Source organism: bacterium, from assembly GCA_035528375.1.
Lineage (GTDB): Bacteria > RBG-13-66-14 > RBG-13-66-14 > RBG-13-66-14 > RBG-13-66-14 > RBG-13-66-14.
Genome location: DATKYS010000010.1, coordinates 17,292 through 37,851, shown reverse-complemented (window position 1 = coordinate 37,851; position 20,560 = coordinate 17,292). Strand labels below are relative to the sequence as shown.

At 65.2% G+C, this 20,560-nt stretch carries 18 protein-coding genes and 1 tRNA gene; 9 read left to right on the top strand and 10 right to left on the bottom strand.

Annotated elements, in window-relative coordinates; genetic code table 11:
* From VM054_00715 to VM054_00695, 5 genes are all read right to left on the bottom strand, one after another.
* A partial coding sequence (locus VM054_00715) for a carboxypeptidase-like regulatory domain-containing protein (GenBank protein ID HUT97578.1) occupies nucleotides 1-791 on the bottom strand: 791 nt, incomplete at its 3' end.
* Between the two features lie 17 nt (nucleotides 792-808).
* Nucleotides 809-1,774 carry a carboxypeptidase-like regulatory domain-containing protein gene (locus VM054_00710; GenBank protein HUT97577.1) on the bottom strand — a complete coding sequence of 322 codons (966 nt, stop codon included), beginning with the start codon at nucleotides 1,772-1,774 and terminating at the stop codon, nucleotides 809-811.
* Between the two features lie 12 nt (nucleotides 1,775-1,786).
* Nucleotides 1,787-2,944, bottom strand: a complete 1,158-nt coding sequence (locus VM054_00705; protein HUT97576.1) for an SH3 domain-containing protein — start codon at nucleotides 2,942-2,944, stop codon at nucleotides 1,787-1,789.
* Between the two features lie 18 nt (nucleotides 2,945-2,962).
* A complete protein-coding gene (locus tag VM054_00700) occupies nucleotides 2,963-4,006 on the bottom strand; it encodes a hypothetical protein (protein ID HUT97575.1) in 1,044 nt (347 codons plus the stop codon).
* Nucleotides 4,007-4,058: 52 nt separating this feature from the next.
* Nucleotides 4,059-4,877, bottom strand: a complete 819-nt coding sequence (locus VM054_00695) for a hypothetical protein (GenBank protein HUT97574.1) — start codon at nucleotides 4,875-4,877, stop codon at nucleotides 4,059-4,061.
* A gap of 711 nt (nucleotides 4,878-5,588) precedes the next feature.
* Between VM054_00695 and smpB the strand changes: the two genes are divergently transcribed.
* From smpB to VM054_00670, 5 genes are all read left to right on the top strand, one after another.
* Nucleotides 5,589-6,062 (top strand): SsrA-binding protein SmpB, encoded by a 474-nt coding sequence (gene smpB, locus VM054_00690; protein ID HUT97573.1) that lies wholly within the window; start codon nucleotides 5,589-5,591, stop codon nucleotides 6,060-6,062.
* A 99-nt stretch (nucleotides 6,063-6,161) separates the two neighbouring features.
* Complete coding sequence (locus VM054_00685) at nucleotides 6,162-7,319, top strand: N-acetylmuramoyl-L-alanine amidase (GenBank protein HUT97572.1); 1,158 nt, start codon at nucleotides 6,162-6,164, stop codon at nucleotides 7,317-7,319.
* A 6-nt stretch (nucleotides 7,320-7,325) separates the two neighbouring features.
* Nucleotides 7,326-8,450: an N-acetylmuramoyl-L-alanine amidase gene (locus VM054_00680; protein ID HUT97571.1), complete on the top strand. Its 1,125-nt coding sequence runs from the start codon at nucleotides 7,326-7,328 to the stop codon at nucleotides 8,448-8,450.
* A gap of 2 nt (nucleotides 8,451-8,452) precedes the next feature.
* Nucleotides 8,453-9,256: a hypothetical protein gene (locus tag VM054_00675; protein ID HUT97570.1), complete on the top strand. Its 804-nt coding sequence runs from the start codon at nucleotides 8,453-8,455 to the stop codon at nucleotides 9,254-9,256.
* A gap of 199 nt (nucleotides 9,257-9,455) precedes the next feature.
* Entirely contained in the window at nucleotides 9,456-10,544 is a 1,089-nt protein-coding gene (locus VM054_00670) for an SH3 domain-containing protein (GenBank protein HUT97569.1), read from the top strand.
* Nucleotides 10,545-10,782: 238 nt separating this feature from the next.
* Here the strand turns inward: VM054_00670 and VM054_00665 are convergent, their stop codons facing one another.
* A complete protein-coding gene (locus VM054_00665) occupies nucleotides 10,783-12,996 on the bottom strand; it encodes a carbohydrate binding family 9 domain-containing protein (protein ID HUT97568.1) in 2,214 nt (737 codons plus the stop codon).
* A 337-nt stretch (nucleotides 12,997-13,333) separates the two neighbouring features.
* Here VM054_00665 and VM054_00660 point away from each other — a divergent pair.
* Nucleotides 13,334-13,420 (top strand) — tRNA-Leu (locus VM054_00660).
* Nucleotides 13,421-13,857: 437 nt separating this feature from the next.
* On the opposite strand, the gene VM054_00655 is transcribed toward VM054_00660, so the two are convergent.
* The 3 genes from VM054_00655 to VM054_00645 all read right to left on the bottom strand — a co-directional run bounded on the left by VM054_00655 (nucleotide 13,858) and on the right by VM054_00645 (nucleotide 16,490).
* Nucleotides 13,858-14,043 (bottom strand): hypothetical protein, encoded by a 186-nt coding sequence (locus VM054_00655; GenBank protein HUT97567.1) that lies wholly within the window; start codon nucleotides 14,041-14,043, stop codon nucleotides 13,858-13,860.
* 87 nt (nucleotides 14,044-14,130) lie between these two features.
* Nucleotides 14,131-14,523, bottom strand: a complete 393-nt coding sequence (locus tag VM054_00650; protein ID HUT97566.1) for a metalloregulator ArsR/SmtB family transcription factor — start codon at nucleotides 14,521-14,523, stop codon at nucleotides 14,131-14,133.
* Between the two features lie 59 nt (nucleotides 14,524-14,582).
* Complete coding sequence (locus VM054_00645) at nucleotides 14,583-16,490, bottom strand: S9 family peptidase (protein HUT97565.1); 1,908 nt, start codon at nucleotides 16,488-16,490, stop codon at nucleotides 14,583-14,585.
* A 139-nt stretch (nucleotides 16,491-16,629) separates the two neighbouring features.
* Between VM054_00645 and VM054_00640 the strand changes: the two genes are divergently transcribed.
* The 3 genes from VM054_00640 (at nucleotide 16,630) to VM054_00630 (ending at nucleotide 19,771) form a co-directional block, all read left to right on the top strand.
* Nucleotides 16,630-18,174 carry an MATE family efflux transporter gene (locus tag VM054_00640; GenBank protein HUT97564.1) on the top strand — a complete coding sequence of 515 codons (1,545 nt, stop codon included), beginning with the start codon at nucleotides 16,630-16,632 and terminating at the stop codon, nucleotides 18,172-18,174.
* A gap of 1 nt (nucleotide 18,175) precedes the next feature.
* On the top strand, nucleotides 18,176-18,361 hold the full coding sequence (locus VM054_00635) for a hypothetical protein (protein ID HUT97563.1): 186 nt from the start codon (nucleotides 18,176-18,178) through the stop codon (nucleotides 18,359-18,361).
* A 90-nt stretch (nucleotides 18,362-18,451) separates the two neighbouring features.
* Complete coding sequence (locus VM054_00630) at nucleotides 18,452-19,771, top strand: hypothetical protein (GenBank protein HUT97562.1); 1,320 nt, start codon at nucleotides 18,452-18,454, stop codon at nucleotides 19,769-19,771.
* A gap of 71 nt (nucleotides 19,772-19,842) precedes the next feature.
* On the opposite strand, the gene VM054_00625 is transcribed toward VM054_00630, so the two are convergent.
* Nucleotides 19,843-20,484, bottom strand: a complete 642-nt coding sequence (locus VM054_00625; GenBank protein HUT97561.1) for a DUF2007 domain-containing protein — start codon at nucleotides 20,482-20,484, stop codon at nucleotides 19,843-19,845.
* Between the last annotated feature and the right edge of the window lie 76 nt (nucleotides 20,485-20,560).

Sequence of the window (20,560 nt, the reverse complement as noted above, 5' to 3'; positions counted from 1 at the left end):
GGCTCGATGTCGGCCGCCAGTTGGGGGAAGACGGCATACTGGGCGGCGGTGAGCCGCGGCTCCCAATAGTCCAGGAAATCTTTGATCTCGCGGTCGGTGAAGCCGTAGTCGTGGAGGTTTTTAGTGAAAAAGTCGCGCAGGTCGGCGCCCTCTATGAGCCAACCCCATTCGTGCTGCCACTCCACGGGGACGTCGGCCTCGTAGAAGAGGTATGGGTAACCGCCCACAGGGACGGGCTCCACGGTGTACATGGTGGCATCGGGGTCGTCCGGCACGTCGCGGGTCAGATACTCGTAGTTGGTCAAAAAGCCCTCGGGCGTGGCCTCCACCTTCCAGCCGTCCAGGTAGAGAGGCTCGGAGACGGTCACCCCGCCGCCTTTCGGGAAGCTCAGCCGGACCGTCGCGTCGGTGGTCTGTGGCGGGTAGAGGTAGACGTTGGGCTTGCGCACCGGTTCCAGGTAGTCCTTGGAATAGGCGGCCAGGTCGAGCTCCACGGTCTCCCCTTTGCCTATCTCCACGTCGTGCAGGAGGTCGAAATCGTAATCCGGCGCGTTGCCGGTCACGGTGTAAGAGCCCGGCTCGATGTCGGGGATGGCGTAGCGGCCGTCGGAGTCCGTCTTCGCCTCGTAGTCCGTGCCGTCCAGGACGATCTCCGCTCCGGCGACCGGCGCGCCGTAGTCGTCGGTGACGACCCCGATCAGGGTACCGGTCTCCTCCTTGCACCCGGCGAGAAGGACCAGGGGGAGAAGGACGAAAGCCGCGATTTGCCGGAGACGTAGCTCGGTTCGCATGGGAGCCCTCCCTTCGGCTAATGGACGATTTCCTCGTCGTCCATCAGGACGACACCCCACTCGCAGACCGTGAAGCCGTGGCGATGGAAGCTCGGGATATCCGGCTCGGGGACGTAGCGGTCCACAGAGTCCACGCCGGAGATGACGTAGTACAGGCGGAGGATTTCGGCCGGCTCCGGCTCGACGGTAAGTGTTATCAGGGGCTCGATGTCCCGCGCGTACTGGGGGTAGATGACGTAGAAGGCCTTATCGTCCAGGCGGGGGACCCAGTACTCGATGAAGTCGGCGGTCTCGCGCTCGTTGAAGCCGCCCGCGGCGAGGTTTTCGTTAAAAAACTCCTCCAACTGCCGCTGTTGGACGACCCAGCCCCGGTCGAATTGCCAGTCCGGCGGCACCTGGGCCTCGTAGAACAGGTGACCGTACTCGCCGTTGATTTTCCCGTCGGGCGCGACGCCCACCGTCCAGCCGTCGCCGTAAGTCGGTTCCGAAATCGTGACACCACCGCCCGCGGGGAATCCCAACCGCACCGTGACCTCGGTGGCCTCCTCGGGATAGAGGTAGAGGTTGGGCTTCTCCACTTCCATCATGTACTCCAGGATGAAATCGTAGGTCAGCTTCTCCCCGGCGGTGACGGCGATGCCCAGGACGTAAGTCGGCTCGTAGTAGTCGTTCTCGCAGACGACGTCGTAGGTGCCAGGCAGGATGTCCTCGATCGAGTACCGGCCCTCCTCGTCGGTCGTCGCCCGGTAGAGCGGCTCGTCCGTGAAGAGCCAGGGACGGTCCTCCGGTCTCGGTTCTATGCTTCGTTCCTCCTCCTCCGTTTCCCTCGCCTGGAAGAGCTCGACCGAAGCGTCCGGGATGGTGTCGCCGTCGAGGTTCTGGACGATACCGGTCATGGTCGCCGTATCGGAGGCCGCCGCGCAGAGTGTTGGGACGGCCGGAAACGCGGTTATGCCCAGGCAAATCAGGGTGGTCGTTCGCATTCGCTCCCCCTTCTAGTAGAGGTAGGCGTCCATGTCACCGGGGCTGAGGATGACCCCCCACTCGTGGACGGTGAAGCCGCCGATTTCGTAGGCCGGGATCGCCGCCGGCATCAGGTCGAAATACTCCTCCAGCCCGACGACGACGTAGGCCAGCCGGATGACGGTCCAGGGGTCCGGATCCACATCGAGGCCGACCATTCCGTCGTAGATGGGGTCGTACTGGGGGTAGAGGGCGAAGTAGGGGTGGTCGTCCAGCCGCGGCACCCAGAACTCCGCGAAATCCTCGATCTCAGGCTCGTAGAAACCCGTGGCTCTTAAATTTTCCCGGAAAAAGGCCTCCAGGTCCTCCCGGGGCACCACCCAACCCTCCTCGCGCTGGACGCTCCCTCCGCTCCGGGCCTCGTAGAATAGAAACGTGCGTTCGCCGTCAATGATTCCCTCGGGGGTGACGGTGACCGTCCAGCCTTCGCCGTAGGGCGGGTCGGAGACGGTTATACCGCCGCCCGCCGGAAAGCCGAGCCTCACCCGCACCTCGGTCTCCTCGATTGGGTAGATGTAGATGTTGGGCTTGGCGATGCCTTCAGCCTCCTCGAGGGTGATGGTCAGCCGGTACTCGGTGTCCAGATTAACGGTGAGGGTTTTTTCGTAATACTCGTCCTCGAGGGTGATGGTGTTTTCCAGCAGCGCGGAACGTTCGCCCACGGTCACCCGCAGGCCCCAGGTCCCCCTCGGGACCTCGTAATCGTCGAACCGGCCCTCCTCGTCCGTTACGTAGTTCGTGCCGGTACCCACCAGCTCGATCACCGCGCCTGCCACCGGGTCGCCCGCGGCGTCGGTCAGGGTCCCGGTGAAGAAGATGTAGATGTCCTGGACCATGAAGGTCTCCCCACCCAGGACGATGCAGGCCCAACCCACGGTGCCGTCGGGGGCCTTGATCCGGGCCCAGTCGTCATTCATCTCCGCGTACGGCACCGTGTCGCCCAGGTGGAGCATCCCGACGACCTCCGAGCCCTCGGTGGCCGGCAGGTCACGGATGCGCAGGGTGTCCACGATCACGGTCATCCTGGACAGGGGGTCGCTGAACTCGTAATCCTCCTCCTCCTGGGCCAGGACGGTCGCGGTGAGCGCCAGGAGGATAAATACGGCACACGGGGTTTTTACGGTTTGCATCTCCCCTCCATTGGTTGATTAGTGCAGGTAAAACCGGGCGTCGCTCTCCTTCAGGATGACGCCCCATTCCACGACGGTAAAGCCCCCGCGTTCGAAGGGCGCAATCGCCGGTTCTGTCAGAGTCAATTCCGCGTTTTCCCACAGCCCCCGGACGGTGAACACCACCCGCAGGACGGAGTCCGGCGCGGGGAAGACGGACATGGAGACGAGCTTCTCGTACTCCCCGCCCGCCTGGGGGTAGACGGCGAAGAGTGGGTAGTCGGTGAGCCGGGGCGCCCAGTAATCCACGAAATCCTCTATCTCCCTCCCGGCGAAGCCGTAGGCCGCGAGCTTTTCCCGGAAGAATTTCTCCACGTCCTCCCGGCCCACCACCCAGCCGTAGTCGAGCTGCCCCGGCCCCGCGACCTCCCCCTCGTAGAAGAGGTAGTCGTAGGAGCCCGCGGGCTCTCCCCGCGCCGGGACGGGCCAGTGTTCCCCCGTTTCCGGGTCCAGGAAGTAGACGGGCTCGTAGGCCGTTATTTTCCCCTCGGGGGTGACGGTGACGTCCCAACCCTCGATGTATTCGGGCTCCGAGGCGGTCATGCGGCCCCCGCCGACGAAGGAGAGCCAGACGTTGACGTCGGCCTCGGCTTCGGGGTAGAGGTAGACGTTGGGCTTGCCTACAGCGGAGGGATCCTCTCCGATGGTGTAAAGATGGAGTGCGTAGTCGCGCCCGAGGTGGAAGCGGATTACGTGCTCGTCGGTTGTCGGGATGAGGGGAGGGGTTTCGAGTTCGACGGTGTCTTCGCCGATGGTGCAGCGGATGGTCGCTGAGCCCTTATACAGAGAGGCACGGCCGAATGAGCCATTCACATCGGTCTCGAAAAATTTCTCCGTGCCGACGAATTCGACGGTTGCCCCGGTTACCGGAAGGCCCTCGGAAGTTTCTAAAACCCCGTGAACGTACACCACACGCCCGACGGTCTCGCTGGTTACCTCCGCGTCCTGCGCCGTAGCGGGCGGAAGCAGGGTCGGCAGGAGGAGGAGTAGCGTCAGAGTCGGAATTACGCTCATTCTTATCATCTCAACTCCTCGTACTCTACCGGCGTTCAGGCAACCCAGGAGCAAATCCGCTCTACAGGCTCACGTGCAGCTCCACCCCCAGGGCGGCAGAGAAGAAAAGCGCGAAGAGGTACGCCTTCAGGTCGCAGGTGCTCGGGTCGTCGTAGGGCTCGGGGTAGATGTCGAAGGCCAGCTTCTCCTCGGTTTCCCCGTTGTCCGTCTCGGACACGCCGATCACGGGCCGTTCCTCGTCCTCGGGGTCCACGTCGGGGTCCAGGGCCCCCAGGAGTCCCAGGAGCATCAGGCCGTCGGCGGGAGCGAGGCTCCCGGCGGCGAAGAGGGCGGCGAGGATCTCGTTGGCGTTGAGGGTGAGGGGGCGACCGCCGGAGGCCGCGGTGAGGCCCCAGGCGCTCGTCCCCTCGAGGAAGTCGTCGCCCTTGCTGCGCAGGAGCGCGATTTGCGACGGGTCCGCCCGGCCGTTCTTCCAAAAGTCCCGCCAGCCCCGGGCGACCGAGGGCTCCACTTCGCCGGTAATCCTGTCGTAGAGCCACTGCTCGGCCTCGGCGGTGACGGGGTAGCCTATAGTGCCGAAGCACCCCACCGTGTCGTCCAGGACGCAGGCCGGGCAGTCGGCGCAGGGGCCGGTTTTCTCCTCGAACCGGGCCGCCTCCTCGATGAGGTTCGACAGCGGCTCCACCACCTCGTCCACCCCGTCCAGGGTGACGATGCGGTGGGTGAGTTTCACCTCCTCGAAGCGGAGGTTCTTTTTCCGGGCCTCCCGTTTGGCGGTCCGGGCCATGAGGCGCCAGGTGCAGGCGCGGAGGAAGGCTTCATCGCCGCCGACGGAATCCTTGACCGCGCAGGGGCGCGCCACCACGTATTCGATGCTCACGAAACCTCCGGTGAACCGTTTATCGCGATTAGTGACATATCCTACTGTTTAGTCTTCGCATCAGTAAATGACTTCACTGGTAGCTGGCTGTGTATCGGTGGAGACGGGGGATTCCATTTGCCGAAACGTGTAGTCAAGTGACTAGTGGATGCCTAGGCAGGCTCGAATGAATCGGGCCACCCCCTGCATTCCGATGGTGTCAAGATACTTGATGAGCACATGCCATGGAGGGATGTTACTTCGATACGGTTTTTGGCAGGCTCCCGTGTACATGCCGCCACCTGGGCCAGTGTAGAGACCGCCGCCTGGGCCAGTGTACAAACCTCCGCCGGGACCCGTGTAAAGACCGCCGCCTGACCCCGTGTACAGGCCGCCACCCGGACCGGTGTAGAAGCCTCCGCCGGGACCGGTATACATGCCGCCACCAGGACCGGTATACATGCCACCGCCTGGGCCGGTGTAAGCTCCGCCCCCTGGTCCTGTATACAAGCCACCTCCCGGTCCTGTATACAAACCGCCTCCTGGACCGGTGTACTGATCTCGTGGCCAGGTATCTACAAACACGATCAACCCCCTTTGCGAAGAACTATTAAAGAATAGAATAAGTGCGGCAACGACTCTCAGTTAATGATACCACGAACGGCGGGCGTGTGAAGGCGGAGGTGTAGTAAAATGGGGTCGGAACGCAGGCCCGTTCTAAACGAAAGCGCCGTGGAAGACGACGTAAAAATTCTGGCCCGGAACCGGCGGGCGCGGCACGACTACTCCATCGAGGAGGACTTCGAGGCGGGAATCGTCCTCGAGGGCTCCGAGGTGAAGAGCATCCGCGCGGGGCGTGCGTCCATCGCCGAGGCCTACGTCCGGATTTCCGAGGGCGGGGCCTGGGTGGTGGGGATGCACGTGGCCCGATACAAGCCGGCGGGGGCCTTCCAGCCCGACGAGACCCGCTCGCGGCGGCTGCTCCTCCACGAACGCGAGATTCGGGTGCTCGCCGTCGGCGTGGAGCGGCGGGGGATGTCCATCATCCCCCTGGAGCTGTACCTCCGGGGGAAGCTGGTCAAGCTCAGAATCGGCCTCGGGCGCGGCAAACGTCAATACGACAAGCGGCAGGAGCTCCGCCGTCGCGAGGACGAGCGGGCGGCGCAGAGGGCCCGGTCTTACCGCCACGGGAGCGACGACCGTTAGAGGTTGGCCCGGATTCCGGTTATACTTTCTGAAACACGTCGCGAAGGAGACAAGGGGTTTAACCACCTTGCCCCCAGATAAAGCATCGAAGGGAGAGGCTTGCGCGGGTTCGCCTTCGGTCACAGATTTTCCCTTCGGGCGCAGAAACCCTGCGGGCGCAGATATGCCCTCAGTGCCGTAACACTTCTCCTGCTCCTCCTTCCGGCGGCGCCGGTGTGGGCCAACCGGGCCCAAAGCCTGAACCTGGGCACCACCGACGCGGGGACCTGGGTCTCGGTGGGCCTGGAGTCGGAGGCCGAGTTCTCCCTCACCGCCGATGGAAACACCCTCAAGGTGCGGATCACGGGGGCCGCGCCGTCCGCCACGCTCACCCGTCCGGGCAGGGGCGCCGTGACCGAGGCCAAGGTCGTCGCCGACGGTAAAGACGCCCTTTTAATCCTCCAGCTAGTCTCCGGCTCCTACACCTACCGCGCCTACGCAAAGCGCAACCCCTTCCAGGTCTGCGTGGACGTCACCCCCAAGGGCGGCGTCTCCGACACGGCCGACTTCACCCGACCCCCGGGGGAGATAAAGCTGATAGTGCTCGACCCGGGTCACGGCGGCCCGCGCTACACCGGCACCGCCACCTACGACGAGCGCGTTTCGGAGAAGTACGCCGTCTACGAGCAGGCCAAGATTTTAAAGAAGCTGCTGGAGGACAAACTGGGGGTGGAGGTGGTCCTGACCCGCACCGGGGACTACGAGGTGGGCCTCAAGGGGCGCTGCCTGATGGCCAACGAGATCGGGGCCGACCTTTTCGTCAGCCTGCACCTGAACGGGGGGTCCTCGTCGGCCAGCGGGACCGAGACCTTCTATCTGATCAGCGGCCAGACGACCACGACCCGGGCGGCCGCCATGCTGGAGAACGCCGACTTCCAGTCCGACCCCGACCTGGACCGGGTGACCAAGAGCGCCCTGGAGTTCATCCTCTCCGACGCGTACCAGACCCTCGTCCTCGAGGAGTCGGCCCGGCTGGCCAACTGCGTCCACGCCGAGCTCCTCGGCGAGCTGGGCCTGAAGGACCGCGGGGTGAAGCAGGACAACTTCGCCGTTCTGCGCGGGACGCACATGCCGGCCATCCTCGTCGAGAGCTACTTCATGACCGCGAAGCGCGAGGCGGACCTCTACACAAATTCGGAGGGCTACCGGCGGGTGGCCGAGGCTATTTACCGGGGGATTGCCGCCTACGTCGAGGACTACGACGAGCGGATGGAGTAGGCCGATTTGAGACGGTTCGCCCTCGCCCTGCTTTTATTCGTCATCTCGGCGTCGCCGGCCGCGGAGGTCCTCTCCCTGAACGCCGCGCCCGCCGGGACTGGGGCCTGGGTGTCCCTCGGTCTGGACGGGCCGCTTCCCGACGGCGGCCCCGCTGCCGTGCCGGTTTTCACCGACGGGGCCTGGCGCTGGGAGATTCCCGGCCTGACGCTGGAGCGTACCCTCTCGGTGGGGCGACGCTGGCCCCTGCTCGGCGTCGCGCTCGAGCCCGGGCCGGACGGCGCGACACTCACCGCGGAGCTGGACGGCGAGGGGTGGGGCGTCTGTGTCCTGGTGACCGACGACCCCCCCGCCCTCGGTCTGCGTTTCGACTCGCCCCATTCGGTTCCGGCGGCACCCTCCATCGAAGATGCGCGTGTCCGCCTGATCGTCCTCGACCCCGGCCACGGCGGTCCCCGGTGGACGGGGGCCGGCGGCCCCAGGACCGGCGTCTTCGAGAAGGACCTGGTGCTGGACATCGCCGGCAGGGTGCGGGCGATGCTGGAGGAGGAGCTGGACGTAGAGATCGTGCTGACACGGACGGGCGATTATCCCGTGGGGCTTCGGGAGCGCGTCCGCACCGCCAACGAGATGGGCGCCGACCTCTTCCTCTCCCTCCACTTGAACGGCGGCCCATCGGAGCGGCGCGGGCCCGAGATGTACTACGCCGACCACCACCGCCCGGACACCCCCTGGTCGCCCGAGGGCGGCGCGAGGTTCGCCCTGCCCCTCACCGGGGAGCTGCCGTTCCCGGCGCGGTTGGAGGCGGCCCGGCTTCTCGCCCGGCTGACCTTCGAGGAGCTGACCGCGCCCTCGGCGGGTGTGGCCCGGAGCCTCCTGGAAGCCCACGTCGGCTTGCTCGGCCTGCCCGACCGCGGCGCTTGGCCGGCGTCCTTCTTCGTCCTGGTGGAGGCGCGGATGCCGGCGGTGCTCGTCGAGTCGTGCTACCTCTCCAACGCCGAGCAGGAGGCGCTCCTCTCGGACCCCGCCTACCGGCAGCGTGTGGCCCGGGCCATCGCGGACGGGACCGCCGCCTGGGTGCGGGAAAATGATCTCGTACCGGAGTCCCGGCACTCCCTCGCGCAAGGGGATTAGGTATGCGTATCACGCTTTTTCTCGTCTTTCCGGTGATTTTCCTGGCCTGCGGCGGCGAGGGCGATGAGATGGAGGCCGGCGCCGAGGCCGTGGAGCAGGCCATCGGCGAGCAGCCGCCCGGCGAGGGGCAGGTCCAGCCGCCCATCCCCTACGAGGTGGCCGAGACCAAGGCCACGCCCGGCGTCGAGCGCGGCGTCTCCATAGACATCGTCGTCCAGCCCGGGGTGTACGCCGACGAGCTGGAGGAGCTCTTCACCTGGTTCGAGGAGGTCTGGTACTCCGACCGCCGGCTGATCCAGGTGGACGTGTACGACGACCGGGATTCGGCGGCGGGGCTCAACTTCGACACCAACCGGGTCCTCGCCACCTTCCGCTTCACCCAGCCCGACCACCGCGACGTGGTCATCTACGACGAGCGCCTCGTCGCCGGTCAGCGGGACCGGGTGGACGACACCTTCCGCTCCGGCACCCACGCCGTTTACCTCGGCCCCCGCTCCCGGATGTTCGGCTCCCAGGACCAGGCCCAGTACATGGTCAAGATGATCGAGGAGAAGCCCCACAAGCGCGTTTACGAGCTGTCCTGGCTTTCCAACGAGTCCAAGATAGTCCTCTCCTTCGACGTGGTGGGGATGCAGCTCGTGCGGGTGCGCGAGGGCTACTCCCGCGAGGTGTGGCAGAACTTCACCCCGGAGCGTCTGGAGCAGGCGGCGATGGGGGGCGGCTTCGGCGGGGCGGCGGACTACGGCGGCGACTACGTGCGGCTCGACGAGTCGGGCGGCCCCGTCCCCCCGGAGGCGGTTCCATGATAGTCGGGGGTTTTTCGTTCTACCTTGGCCGTCGGAAGGTATGGCATACCCGCCCCATGTTCTCAGCCCGCCGACTTCCCGATCGGGTAAGGATGGACGAGCCGGGGGTCAATCGCGTCTACAGCCCGGCTTTCCTGGGTGGGCGACCTAAACCCTAGGAGGACCGGCGTTCCTTCTCCCTCAAGCGAAAGACGTACCGATGAAACGGCTGACGTTATTGATGTTGGTGCTTGGCTGTCTGCCTGCGCTGGCAGACTCCGGTTCGTACGGGAGTGAATATCCCGGCCCCCAACCGTTCAATCCCCTCGAAAACGTTACGGAGCACCCCGATGTGGTGATGGCCGACGAGGAGGTGCGCATCTCACTCGGTCAGGGCGGCGCCTGGGTATACGCGGATTTCACCTTCCGCAACGAGGGGCCGGCCCAGACCGTGCAGATGTACTTCCCCCTGGAAAGCTCTAGTGGGATGGGTATGATAAACGAGGATGAGTATGGCGGAGAACCGGAAGTAACGACAGTCGAGAAAATTACTACCAGCGACTACAGCTTCTCTGTAAGCGTCAACGGGATAAAGCTGGGGGAACAAATACTCAGGGAAGAAACCATACAATTTGTTAGTGAAGAGTCTGAACCAGGTTTTTATTATACACAAGAACACTCTAACACCTACGCCCTCTACGAGGTGTCCTTCGCCGCCGGGGAAACCCTGATTCTCGACGTTTACTATTGGCAGGAATACGGCGCTCCCAAGCACGCCAGTTGGCGGGAGATGTTCTATCCGGTCTACACCGGCGGTTCCTGGAAGGGGCCGATCGGCCACGGAACCATCGAGGTTGACACCTTGGAAGGTTTCGACTGGCACGGACGCTGGCAGTTCCAATCCGTCGGGTTGCCCCCGGCCCGTGAGGAACGCGATGAAGATAATCGAGAAGAAGGCAAGCTCCTCTGGGAGTTCAGTAATCTGGAGCCTGGGCCGGGCGCCGGGGCGCGGGTGATGATGACCGGCTACGCCGAACCCTGGGGGATTGTGCTGTCCTCCGGCGGGATCAACTTCCGCACCCTTCCCGATCCCACGGCTGATAAAATCTCCGCCCATCCCCTCCTTGAGGAGGGCGAGTTCTTTACAATCTTCGAGCGACAGGGCGACTGGTGGCGCGTTGAGGACGAAGAAGGTAACTCCGGCTGGCTGCGCTGGCGCTACGTTGACTCTGATACGGGCATAGAGAATATCTACGCCGCCGTTTCCCCGGGCAAGAACAGATACCACGCCCTGGAATCGGGGGCCTGATAACGATTAGACGCTCTTTCCGGTTCATCTACCGAGACCTTTGATTAAGTCCGCCTGCTCTCGTAGTGAGGAGCTTCATTCCTCCCGCGGGCGGGTTGCCAGACCCACCCCTATACCATCGAAATCGGAAAGGAACGGGTCAGGGTGAGGGTCGGGGTGAGGGGGTAAAAAGGGCGGACCAAGCGGTCCGCCCCGACGTTATGAATCCCCACCTCGACCGGCAAACGCCGGGGGCACGTCAGAACTGCAGGTAATACTCGGCCTTGAGGAAGACCCCCTGGTTGACCATCCGGAAGTCCCCCCCGGTGTCGTCGCGCCACTGCTCGTAGGCCAGGTAGATGTTCGAGTCGGGCAGGTACTCCCAGCCCACGAGGCCGCGGAAGGCGTACAGGTCGTTCTGGGTCGAGCCCTGGGCGAACAGGCGCAGGTACAGCTCCCGGGTGAAGAGGTAGTTCAGCGACCCCAGCCAGATGACGATGTCGTAGTCCTCGACCGGCCCCCCCCAGTAATCCGTGGCGTCGGCGGGGAAAGTCCAGTCGTAGTACTCGACACTACCAGTCAGTTGCAAGGCGGAGACGGGGCGGAAGGAGCCCTCCAGGCTGCCCATGAGCAGGTCGCCCACGGCGCCGGTGGTGTAGTCGGGCATGCTGCCGTAGCCGGCGAAGGCGTTGCCGGTGAACATCCCGGACCAGGGGGTGTTGACCCAGTAGTACCCGTAGTAGTACTCCACGGGGTTTTCAGGGTCCAGGAGCCAGTCGTGGCCGTAACTCCCGCCCAGGCCCATGAGCCAGCCGCTCTGGAGCATGCTGGAGAGCTCGATCTCGAACTGGTCCATCGCCGGCTCCCAGTCCCAGTCGCGGTGGACGTTGGCGTAACCGGTGACCCAGAAGCTGCGGAGCGCCGCCTCGGAGCCGAAGTTGAAGCGGAACCGCAGGTGGTAGTTGAAGTGGCGGAGCGAAAGCCCGCTGGTCCACATGTACCCGGTCTCGTCCAGGTTGAAGTTTTCCGTAAACTGGTCGTAATCCAGGCTGGTGTCCACGACCTCGCCGGTGTAGTCCACCTCGAAACCGGCGGCGTGCTGGTCCTCGATCGTCCCCCCGGGGTTGCGCGAGTCGTAGTCCGCCACCCCCATGCCCTTCACGTTCCACTCCCCGGTCTCGCCGAAGTAGAGATCGAAGTCCGCCGCGTAGGCCGCGTAGTCGTAGGCCGGCAGCGCCGTCCCGTCCGGCGTTTCCACGCCCTGGGCCAGGCGCCCGGAGCCGATCAGTCCCACGTAGCCGCCCGGGGTGACGTCGTAGGTCAGCCGGGCCACGCCCCAGTCGCTCGCCGGTTCGGCGGCCAGGTCGGTGACCGCCTCGTCTGTGTGGGCGTAGAAGGCGCCGTAGCCTAAGCGGTCCGCCTTGCCGGTCAGCCGTCCGCCGCCTATGATGTCCGAGTCCTCGTACAGGCCGTTGGAGTCGTAGAGCCGTTTGCCGATGCGCCGGGAGTAGAACATGGTGAAGTACGAGGCGGCGAAGAAGTTGGAGTTCTCCAGGAAGAAGGGGCGCGTCTCGGCGACGTACACCTGATCCCGGCCGACTACGTACTGGTCCGGGTCCAGGTCTATCTCGGCGAAGTCGGGGAAGGCCGTGGCCGCCAGGTTCAGGTTGCGGCTCACGTCGAAGTCCAGCACGAGGCCGGCCAGTGGCTTGAGCTGGTCGCGGTCCTCACCGGTAAGCTCCGGGTAGTTGCGGTAATCGCCCTTGACATAGGGCACGAGCTCCAGACCCAGGCTCTGGCTCACGCCCTCGATGCCGGTCAGCCGGGCGCCGTACTCCGTGTAGAACATGTTGGCGGTGTAGGGCACCTCGGCCAGGTAGGTCTCCTCGTGCTTGCGGCGGACGACGCGGCCGGCGTTGAAAATCCAGTCGTTCCCCGCGGACGCGTCGAACTGGAAGTTGGCGAAGGGCACGGCGAACTCGGCGCTCCAGCCGTAGGCGGTCTGCGCCGTGGCCACGTCCCAGTGTCCGTCCCACTGCCCCGTGGCCCACTGGGCGCGGTTGGTGTAGAGCTGGTCCAGCTTCACGCCGGCGGGGTTGGTGCTGAAGTAGTACAGGAGCCGCCCGTCGCCGGTGGGCGAGAAATAGACGTCCACGTTGTCGTCCGCGGTTATCCCTGAGTCTCGACGCGCCAGGTGGCTCTGCAATCCCGCAGGGTCGGAGTCGCGGCAGTCGAAGGCGACGTAGAGGGTCATCGAGTCGTATACGAAGGCCACGCGCGTCATCTCCGTGGAGGGCGCGCCGGGGTCGGGGTCGCGCTGGACGAAGCCCTCGTGCCACCGGGCCGCGCTCCAGCATGGGTCGTCGAAAAGCCCGTCGAGCTCCGGACCCTCTTCCACCCGCACCGCGGCGATTTCGGGGACGGCCGAGGCGGCGGCGGACAGGAGCGTTGCAATGATGACTAACGTTCTCATCGTTCAACTCCGGAAGAGAGGTCTTTCGTGACCGTGAATAGTACCACGTCGGACGGTTTGGGGTCGTCACTGGTTGACACTCCGCGGGGGCGGTTATATATTCTTCCCGCCCTTACCCCGCGGAACACGATCAAGCGGAACGCTTATTTCAAACTTTAATCCGTTTGAAGGGTTGGGCTCGCGGGGGTAAAATATCGAGTGCAACTGACTCCCCCCGCGGAACACGATCAAGCGTAAGGCTTGTAAAGTGGTCGTCCGTCTACGTGGCTGGGCTCGCGGAAATAAATCATCGAATACATCCAACTCCCCCCGCGGAACACGATCAAGCGTAAGGCTTGCCGGAGTGGTGAAACTGGTAGACGCAGGGGACTCAAAATCCCCCGGACCTCGGTCCGTGCCGGTTCGAGCCCGGCCTCCGGCACCACCAGCATGATGCTGGACCCAGCCCCGCGACGAGAGTTCATTTTCATTCGAGAGGGCAGCGCCGCGCGCGGTGCCTTTCTTCATTCCCGGCCTCCGGCACCACCAGCGGGTAGGACCCGCGGCCTGTTCCGCGGGTGGTATCGGTTGACATTCGAGAGGGTATCGCCGCGAGCGATGCCTCTTTTCATTACCCAACCTGCTGCCGGCTTGAAGCTGGACACTGCCCCGCGACGAGAGTTCATTTTCATTCGAGAGGGCAGCGCCGCGCGCGGTGCCTTTCTTCGCCTGTTCCGTCGCCACTCCGGGGAGAGGTTTGCACGCGGACCAGGGTAAAAAACATAACTACACCCCCTTAGACACGCAGGGCTCCGCCCCGGTTTCAACAATCGGTATAAAAAGGGCCGCCCCGCGGGGAACGGCCCTCTTTTCTTCGAACCACTACTTGCCGAGCCGCTCGATTTCCTCCTTGAGCCCCTCCAGCTCGCCCTCCAGCTCTTTCTTGTACCGCTCGAGCATCTCGAGCCGCTCATTCTTCGAGTGGAAGCGGCGGAAGAACGCAGGGCCGCAGCAGTCTTTGCCGCCAAAAGCGTTTTGGTGGCGGTGGTGTCCAGGTGGTCCGAACATGGTTTCTCCTTCGTTGGTCCGTGGATTTTTCCAAAGTTAAGTTATTAAGCGGATTCTTAAATTCCAGGCGAAAAAAACGCGCTAACCCTACCGCCGCAGCTCCTCGATCCTCTCCATGATGAGCCGCAGTTTCCTCTCCAGCCCCGCCTTGTAGAGCAGGAGCGCCTCCAGGTCGTCCCCCGGCTCCTCGGGGATGCCGTTGTGCATCCCGCAGGCCCGGTTGACCTCGCTGCAGCACTCGTGCAGGGTTTCCTCGTTGAGGCTGTAGGGGATGTGGTATCCGTGGCGCTCGGCCAGGACCAGCCCCGCGTGCCGCAGGGCCTTGAGGTGCTGCGAGGCCGCCGCGGGGGTGATGCCCAGAATCTCCGCGATTTTGTTGGCCCCGGCGGGCCCGTGATGACGGAGGATGCGGATTATGGCCAGCCTGCGCCGGGCGCCGAGGATGCGGAAGACCTCGCTGGGATTCGGTTCGGGGGGCATTTCTCCCCTGCATTTAAGCAACTGCTTAAATAATAGCCGGGCTTTGCCTTTTTGTCAAATTATTCCTCGAAACGGCCGCCCAGGTTGTCGGCGAGGAAGCGCTCGACGCGCCGGTAAGCGTCCAGGCGGTTCTCCGGCCGGGCCAGGCCGTGGCCCTCGTCGGGGTAGACGACGTACTCGAAGGAAATCCCCGCTGCCTCCAGGGCCGCCGAAATCTGCTCACCCTCGGAGAGCTTCACCCGCGGGTCGTGGGCGCCGTAAATCAGAAACATGGGTATCTTTATCCGGTCCACGAAGTTGATCGGGCTGCGGCTTTCGAGAAACCCGCGCTCGGTCTCCGGGTTCCCCACGCGCCGGAAGAAGTTCTCCTGACCCACGCGCCAGTAGGGCGGCACAGTCTCGATGAACGTCACCAGGTTCGCCGGACCGATGCCCGACACGGCGCAGGCGTAGAGGTCCGGGGTGAAGGTCGCCCCGGCCAAGGCCGCGTAGCCGCCGTAGCTCCAGCCGTAGACGGCGACCCGTTCCGGGTCGGCGAGCCGTGAGCCCACGGCCCACTCCACCGCGTCGGTGAGGTCGTCCTGCATTTTACCGCCCCACTCCTTGTCGCCCAGGTGCAAAAACGCCTTGCCGAAGCCGGAGCTCCCGCGGTAGTTCACCTGCAGCACGGCGTAGCCGCGATTGGCCAGCCATTGGACCTCGCCCTGGTAGCCCCACATGTCCCGGGCCCAGGGGCCGCCGTGCACGTCGAGGACCAGGGGCAGGTCCCGGGGCAGTACCCCGGGCGGTAGGGTCAGGTACCCGTGGATGACCTGGCCGTCGCGGGCCGTGTAGGCGATGGGAATCATCGGGGCCAGGGTGTAGTCGTTGATCTCGGGCCGGATGTCGAACATCTTCTCCAGGCTCCGGCCGTCGCGGTGGTAAACGTAGGCCGCCGAGGAGCGGTCATCGTCGTAGACCGTCACGAGCCACGTCCGGTCGTCGCGGGAGCGGTCGGAGAAGTAGTAATCGGCGTCGTCGAAGGCGCCGTTGAGAAACTCGATGTCCCCCCGGACGTCCTCCGTCAGCGGCTCCCACTCCAGCTTGTCGCGGTAGAAGGCCACCGCCTGCAGCTCGTGGGTCACGGGGTCGAAGAGGAAGCTCGAATCGCCGTGGCCGTGGTGGATGTCGTAGTCCGGGTCCTCGGCGAGGACCTTCGTCGCGCCCGTGGCGAGGTCCAGCTCCACGAGGCGCAGCGTGTTCGAGTCCCGGGAGTCGGCCAGGTAGAGCCCCCGGTTGTCCGGGGTGAAGTAGATGGAGAAAGAATCCGTGTCCCCGTATTCCCAGGTGAAGATGCGCTCCCAGTCGGAATCCGCGGTCCGGCGGACGTAGAAGTCCTCGCCGCCCTCGGGGGTCGGCTGGGAGTACGCCCGGGGCCGCAGGTTCCAATCCAGGTCGTAGTACAGCACGTCGCCGGGATTTTCCTGCAAGAGGGTGATTTCCCCGGTGACCACGTTCAGGGTGTAGTAGTCGAAGACCTCGGGGTTGCGCCGATTCGTGGAGAGGACCACCTCGTCGGGGCGGTCGTAGGTGATTTGCGAAATCTGGCAGCGCGCGCCCTCGAAGGGGGTGAGGTCCGTCACCTCCCCGGTGGCGACGCTGACCCGGTACACGTGGTAATTCTCGTCGCCATCGTCGTCCTGGAGGTAGAGGACGTACTCGCCGTTCTTGGCCCAGTAGTGGCTGGAAATCCCCCGTCCCGCGTCCCGGGTGAGGGGGCGGTCGTCTTCGGCGCCCACGGTTTTGAGCCAGACGTTCAGCACACCTTCGTAGGGGGCGATGTAGGTCATCTGAGTCCCGTCGGGCGACAGCCTGGGCGAGAACTTCTCCGGGTTGCCGAAGAGGACGTCGCGGGGGATCAGGCGGGGCAGGCCGACTGCGGCGAGGACGAGGGTCAAAATGAGAATAAGGACGAGATTCCGCCTCATCGCGCTTCCTTTCAAAAAAACGGTGTACGGTCGTTAGTATACACGATTTGCCGGGGCATAACCCGCTTCGCTCGGTTCGGCGGGGCATAACTCGGGCTCCGAGACGAGGCCTTACCCGGCATGTTACCATTGTGCGTCTTTGTCCCAAGGGGGACCCCTGTCCAAGCTCGACCTGGACAACCGCGGCATTTACCACAACATCTGGCAACTGGCATGGCCGGCGGCGATGGCCAGCATCCTGATGAACTTCGCCCACATCGTGGACCGGATGTTCATCGGGATGCTGGGGCGCGACCCGGTGACCGCCGTGGGCTTCACCGGGAGCCTCATCTGGCTCGGCTTCGCCCTGGTGGAGCTGGTGACGGCGGGGGTGGTGGCCATCGTGGCTCGCCACTGGGGGGCCGGCGAGCTCGAGGAGGCCGATGTTTCCGGTCACCGTGGTCTCTGGATCGGCTGCAGTATCGCTATCTTCCTCGTGGTGGTGATGGAAATTCTGGCCCCCGTCCTGCTGCGCCTCTACGGTCCCACGCCGGAGCAGTACGCCGTCGGGGTGGACTACCTGCGCATCTTCGCCCCCGGCTTCGGCGCCCTGGTCTGCGCCTTCACCGTCCACTCGGTCTTCGTCGGCTCCGGGGACACGCGCACCGGTATGTACGCCTTCGCCGCGGTGAACGTCCTCAACGTCTTTTTGAACTGGCTGTTGATCTTCGGCCACTGGGGCTTCCCCCGGCTGGGCGTGAACGGCGCGGCCCTGGCCTCCAGCATCTCCTCCTTCGTCGGTCTGGGCATCATCCTGGTCGCTTACCGCTTCCACTGGTCCAACGTCTCGCTCAAGGGTTTCTTCCGCCACCCACCGGCCTGGCGCGAGCAGAAGCGTTTCTTCAAGATCGGCCTGCCCGCCATGGGCCAGGCCATCACCCGGCCCCTCACCGGCGTCATCATGATCGCCCTGGCGTCGAGCCTAAAGACGTACCTCCCCGACGGGCGGGTGGTGAACCTGGTGGCCACCGCCTTCACCATCGGGATGTCCACGCTCATCTTCGGGCAATTTTTGTCCAACGGGCTGATGGCGGCGCCGGCCCCGCTCGTCGGCCAGTTCCTCGGTCGCGGCGAGCCGCTGAGGGCCAGGGAGGCGGCCCAGAAGGCGGCGATCTTCGGCTTGATGATCGGCTGCTTCCTGGCCACGGTTTACATCGTCTTCGGGCGGGACCTGGCGCAGGTGTTCCTCCAGAGCGACTCGACGCCGGTGCCGGTGGCCGCGGCGGCGCAACGGCTGGTCGCATTCGTCAGGGCGAACGGCTCCGGCCTCCCCTGGCGGGTGGTCGGGCTCCTCAAGGCCGGCGGCTTCAAGCTGACCCGACCCGTCCTGGACGCGCTGGCCAACCGGCGCGTGCTGGACATGGCCTACCACTATTTGATATTCATCGGCCTGGGCGGCATCTTCGGTTCCCTGGCCTGGACCTTCGGAGGTGGGTTCCGGGGGGCCGGGGACACCGCCCCGCCCATGTGGGGCGCGATTCTGGCCAACTGGGCGGTCAAGGTGCCCGTCGCCCTCCTCATGATTCATGTCTTCCATTTCCACGACTTCGCCGTCTGGGCGGCGGTGATGCTGAGCCAGATATTCGAGGGGATCTTCGTGGCGCTCTGGTTCCGCCGCGGGCGCTGGATGACCAAGAAGGTGTAGGATGGCGTCGGGGGACTTTAAGGATTCCGGTTGCCTGGGTGGGATCGTCCTCGGGGCGGTCTGGTTCGTCCTCTTTTTCGCGGCGATCTTCATCGGGGCGGAGTGGCTCATCACGGCGGCCTCCCTCTCCATCGCGACCATTCCCCTGGGATACTTAGTCGGCAACCTGCTCGCCGGCAGGCGTTAAGCGACGGGACGGGGGCTCTTCCCGGAGTCGGAGGGGCGGTCCGAACCGCCCCTTGTCATCACCCTCGTGTGGGCTATAATTGGGGAACCGATGTGGTTCAAACTGATTCCAGCGGCCGTCCTCGCCTTCGCCGTCGGCAATGCCGCCGGCGCCCAGGAGGTCGCGGCGGGGACCTCTCCCGGTGGAGGGGGGGCTCCGACCGTGGCGGGGCTCGATTCCGCCGAGGACCTGCTCGAGGCGGGCCGGTACGCCGAAGCGGCCGGGGCCTTCGAGGGGCTCCTGGGCCGCTACTCCGGAGAGGATCAGGACCTGGTGCGCATCCGGTTGGCGGTGGCCAAGTACCTTTCCGGGCTGCACAAGCAGGCCTATGAAATTTTAAAGGACGTCACCCTGCGTTACGCGTCGGAGCCCTCCGCGGTGGCCGGGGCCGTCTACCGGGCGGTGGAGGAGATGATCATCAACAGGCGGGCCCTGGAGTACTTCGAGCCGCCGGAGGCGCCCGAGCCCTCCGACGACCCCGACGCCCCGCCCCCGGAGCACCCCCACGATTCCTTCCACTTCGACAGCCTGCGCGAGGTGCCCGACCTGCGCCGCACCGTGCGCTCCGGCGACGTCGCCAGCCTCGACGTGGAGCGGCTCCCCGAGGAGGAGTTCCGGGTTCTCTCGGAGGCGGAGCTGGCCCGGTTGACCCCCGAGGAACGGGAGGCGTACCAGAAGGGCTACGAGCGCTGGAAGAAGGAGCAGGAGCGGGCCGCCAGCCGGTACGAGCAGGCGGAGGAGTACAGCTCCAGCGCCGTCTTCGACCTCTACTACGCCACCTACTACCTGGCGCTGTTGCGGGAGCTCGATCCCGTCCGGGCCGCGGAGCTCCAGCGCCGAATCGTGGACGAGGTGATCGAGGCCGACCTCGAGGTGGTGGCCTGGTTCGTGAACTACTCCGCCGTCTGCGCCGACGTGGACCAGGCGGTGGCCGACGCCGAGGGGAGCGCCCCGTACTGGGGCAAGCGCCTGTTGACCCGGGAGTGCGCCCGCGTTTTGGGCGAGCGCTACAACCTCTACCTCTTCAGCCGCTTCTGCGGCACCGGCATAGACTACTACTCGGTGATCAACTTCTGCACGGGCAAGGTGCGCCTGAGCCGGGCCCGGACGGTGCAGATAGTCCCCTACGAGGGCGACGGCTTCGCCAACCCCGCCTACCGCGCCTACGCGGCCATAAACGGCAGCTTCGTGTGCAGCCTGGGGGACCTGCTCCGCGCCAACGGCTGCTACACCGAGAACTGGCGCATTCCGTACCTGAAGGATTTCGGCCCTCCCGAGGAGGGGGAGGGGAGCTTCTCCGCCGGCGCGAGCGAGTTCACCACCGGCCTCCAGGGGCTCGCCGGCGAGAGCCCGGAGGAGGGCGGACGGTAGGCGGACGCGGGTCATCCTCGAAAAAACCGTCCCGGGGGACGGTGTCGCATTTTTTAAAGGACCCGGTTCCCTCATTCCTCCGTCCCGGCGGCGAGGAACTCCCCGATGAGCCGCCTGGCCCGATCGGCGTCCCCGGCGAAGACGTGGAGGTCGGCCCAGAATCCGGCCCCCGTGGCCAACAGCCCGTCCAGGGACGTCACCTCCTGGCTCTTGACCAGGCAGGGGATGGCCTCGCTCTCCAGGAGGCTGACCAGCATGTTACACTGGATCTCGTCGGCGCACTTGTACACGGACTCGGTTTTCTGCCCCGCCACGAGCGGCTCGACGGCTTCGCCCGCGCCGAGGGCGTCCGCGAGGTCCCACTCGTCCACGAACCGCCCGCCGTGGTACGGCAGGTGGGTCAGCTCCTGGTTGTCGGTGAGGACGAAGGGCGCTCCGGCGGCCGCGGCGGTCCCGGCCAGCATCGCCGAGAGACGGTCCGGAAAGTCGTCGGGGTTCACCCGGGCCGGGCGGACCTCCCCGGTCCGGCTCCGGTAGTACGCCAGGGCGGCGGGCTCGTTCAGCGTCGCCAGGTGCTCGGCGAGGGCCGCGCTGCGGATGAAGGCGAGCTTTATCCCGGGCAGCCGGCGGGCGATCCGCCCCAGGGGGTCGTTCTCGATTTTCAACTGGCGCCCGACGAACTCCGGGTCCACCGCGACGAAAACGGTTTCCATTCTGCCTCCCCTGACTCGCGCGCAAACCAGTCTACCACAGGTGGGGCCCCCCGCGCCGGATTGTGGTATAATGGGG

Coding starts and splice junctions, on each gene's coding strand:
- VM054_00650 (HUT97566.1), bottom strand. CDS start 14,523: ATGCCCCCCGAACCGAATCCCAGCGAGGTCTTCCGCATCCTCGGCGCC.
- VM054_00665 (HUT97568.1), bottom strand. CDS start 12,996: ATGAGAACGTTAGTCATCATTGCAACGCTCCTGTCCGCCGCCGCCTCG.
- VM054_00655 (HUT97567.1), bottom strand. CDS start 14,043: ATGTTCGGACCACCTGGACACCACCGCCACCAAAACGCTTTTGGCGGC.
- VM054_00635 (HUT97563.1), top strand. CDS start 18,176: ATGGCGTCGGGGGACTTTAAGGATTCCGGTTGCCTGGGTGGGATCGTC.
- VM054_00700 (HUT97575.1), bottom strand. CDS start 4,006: ATGATAAGAATGAGCGTAATTCCGACTCTGACGCTACTCCTCCTCCTG.
- VM054_00710 (HUT97577.1), bottom strand. CDS start 1,774: ATGCGAACGACCACCCTGATTTGCCTGGGCATAACCGCGTTTCCGGCC.
- VM054_00625 (HUT97561.1), bottom strand. CDS start 20,484: ATGGAAACCGTTTTCGTCGCGGTGGACCCGGAGTTCGTCGGGCGCCAG.
- VM054_00705 (HUT97576.1), bottom strand. CDS start 2,944: ATGCAAACCGTAAAAACCCCGTGTGCCGTATTTATCCTCCTGGCGCTC.
- VM054_00645 (HUT97565.1), bottom strand. CDS start 16,490: ATGAGGCGGAATCTCGTCCTTATTCTCATTTTGACCCTCGTCCTCGCC.
- VM054_00670 (HUT97569.1), top strand. CDS start 9,456: ATGAAACGGCTGACGTTATTGATGTTGGTGCTTGGCTGTCTGCCTGCG.
- VM054_00630 (HUT97562.1), top strand. CDS start 18,452: ATGTGGTTCAAACTGATTCCAGCGGCCGTCCTCGCCTTCGCCGTCGGC.
- VM054_00675 (HUT97570.1), top strand. CDS start 8,453: ATGCGTATCACGCTTTTTCTCGTCTTTCCGGTGATTTTCCTGGCCTGC.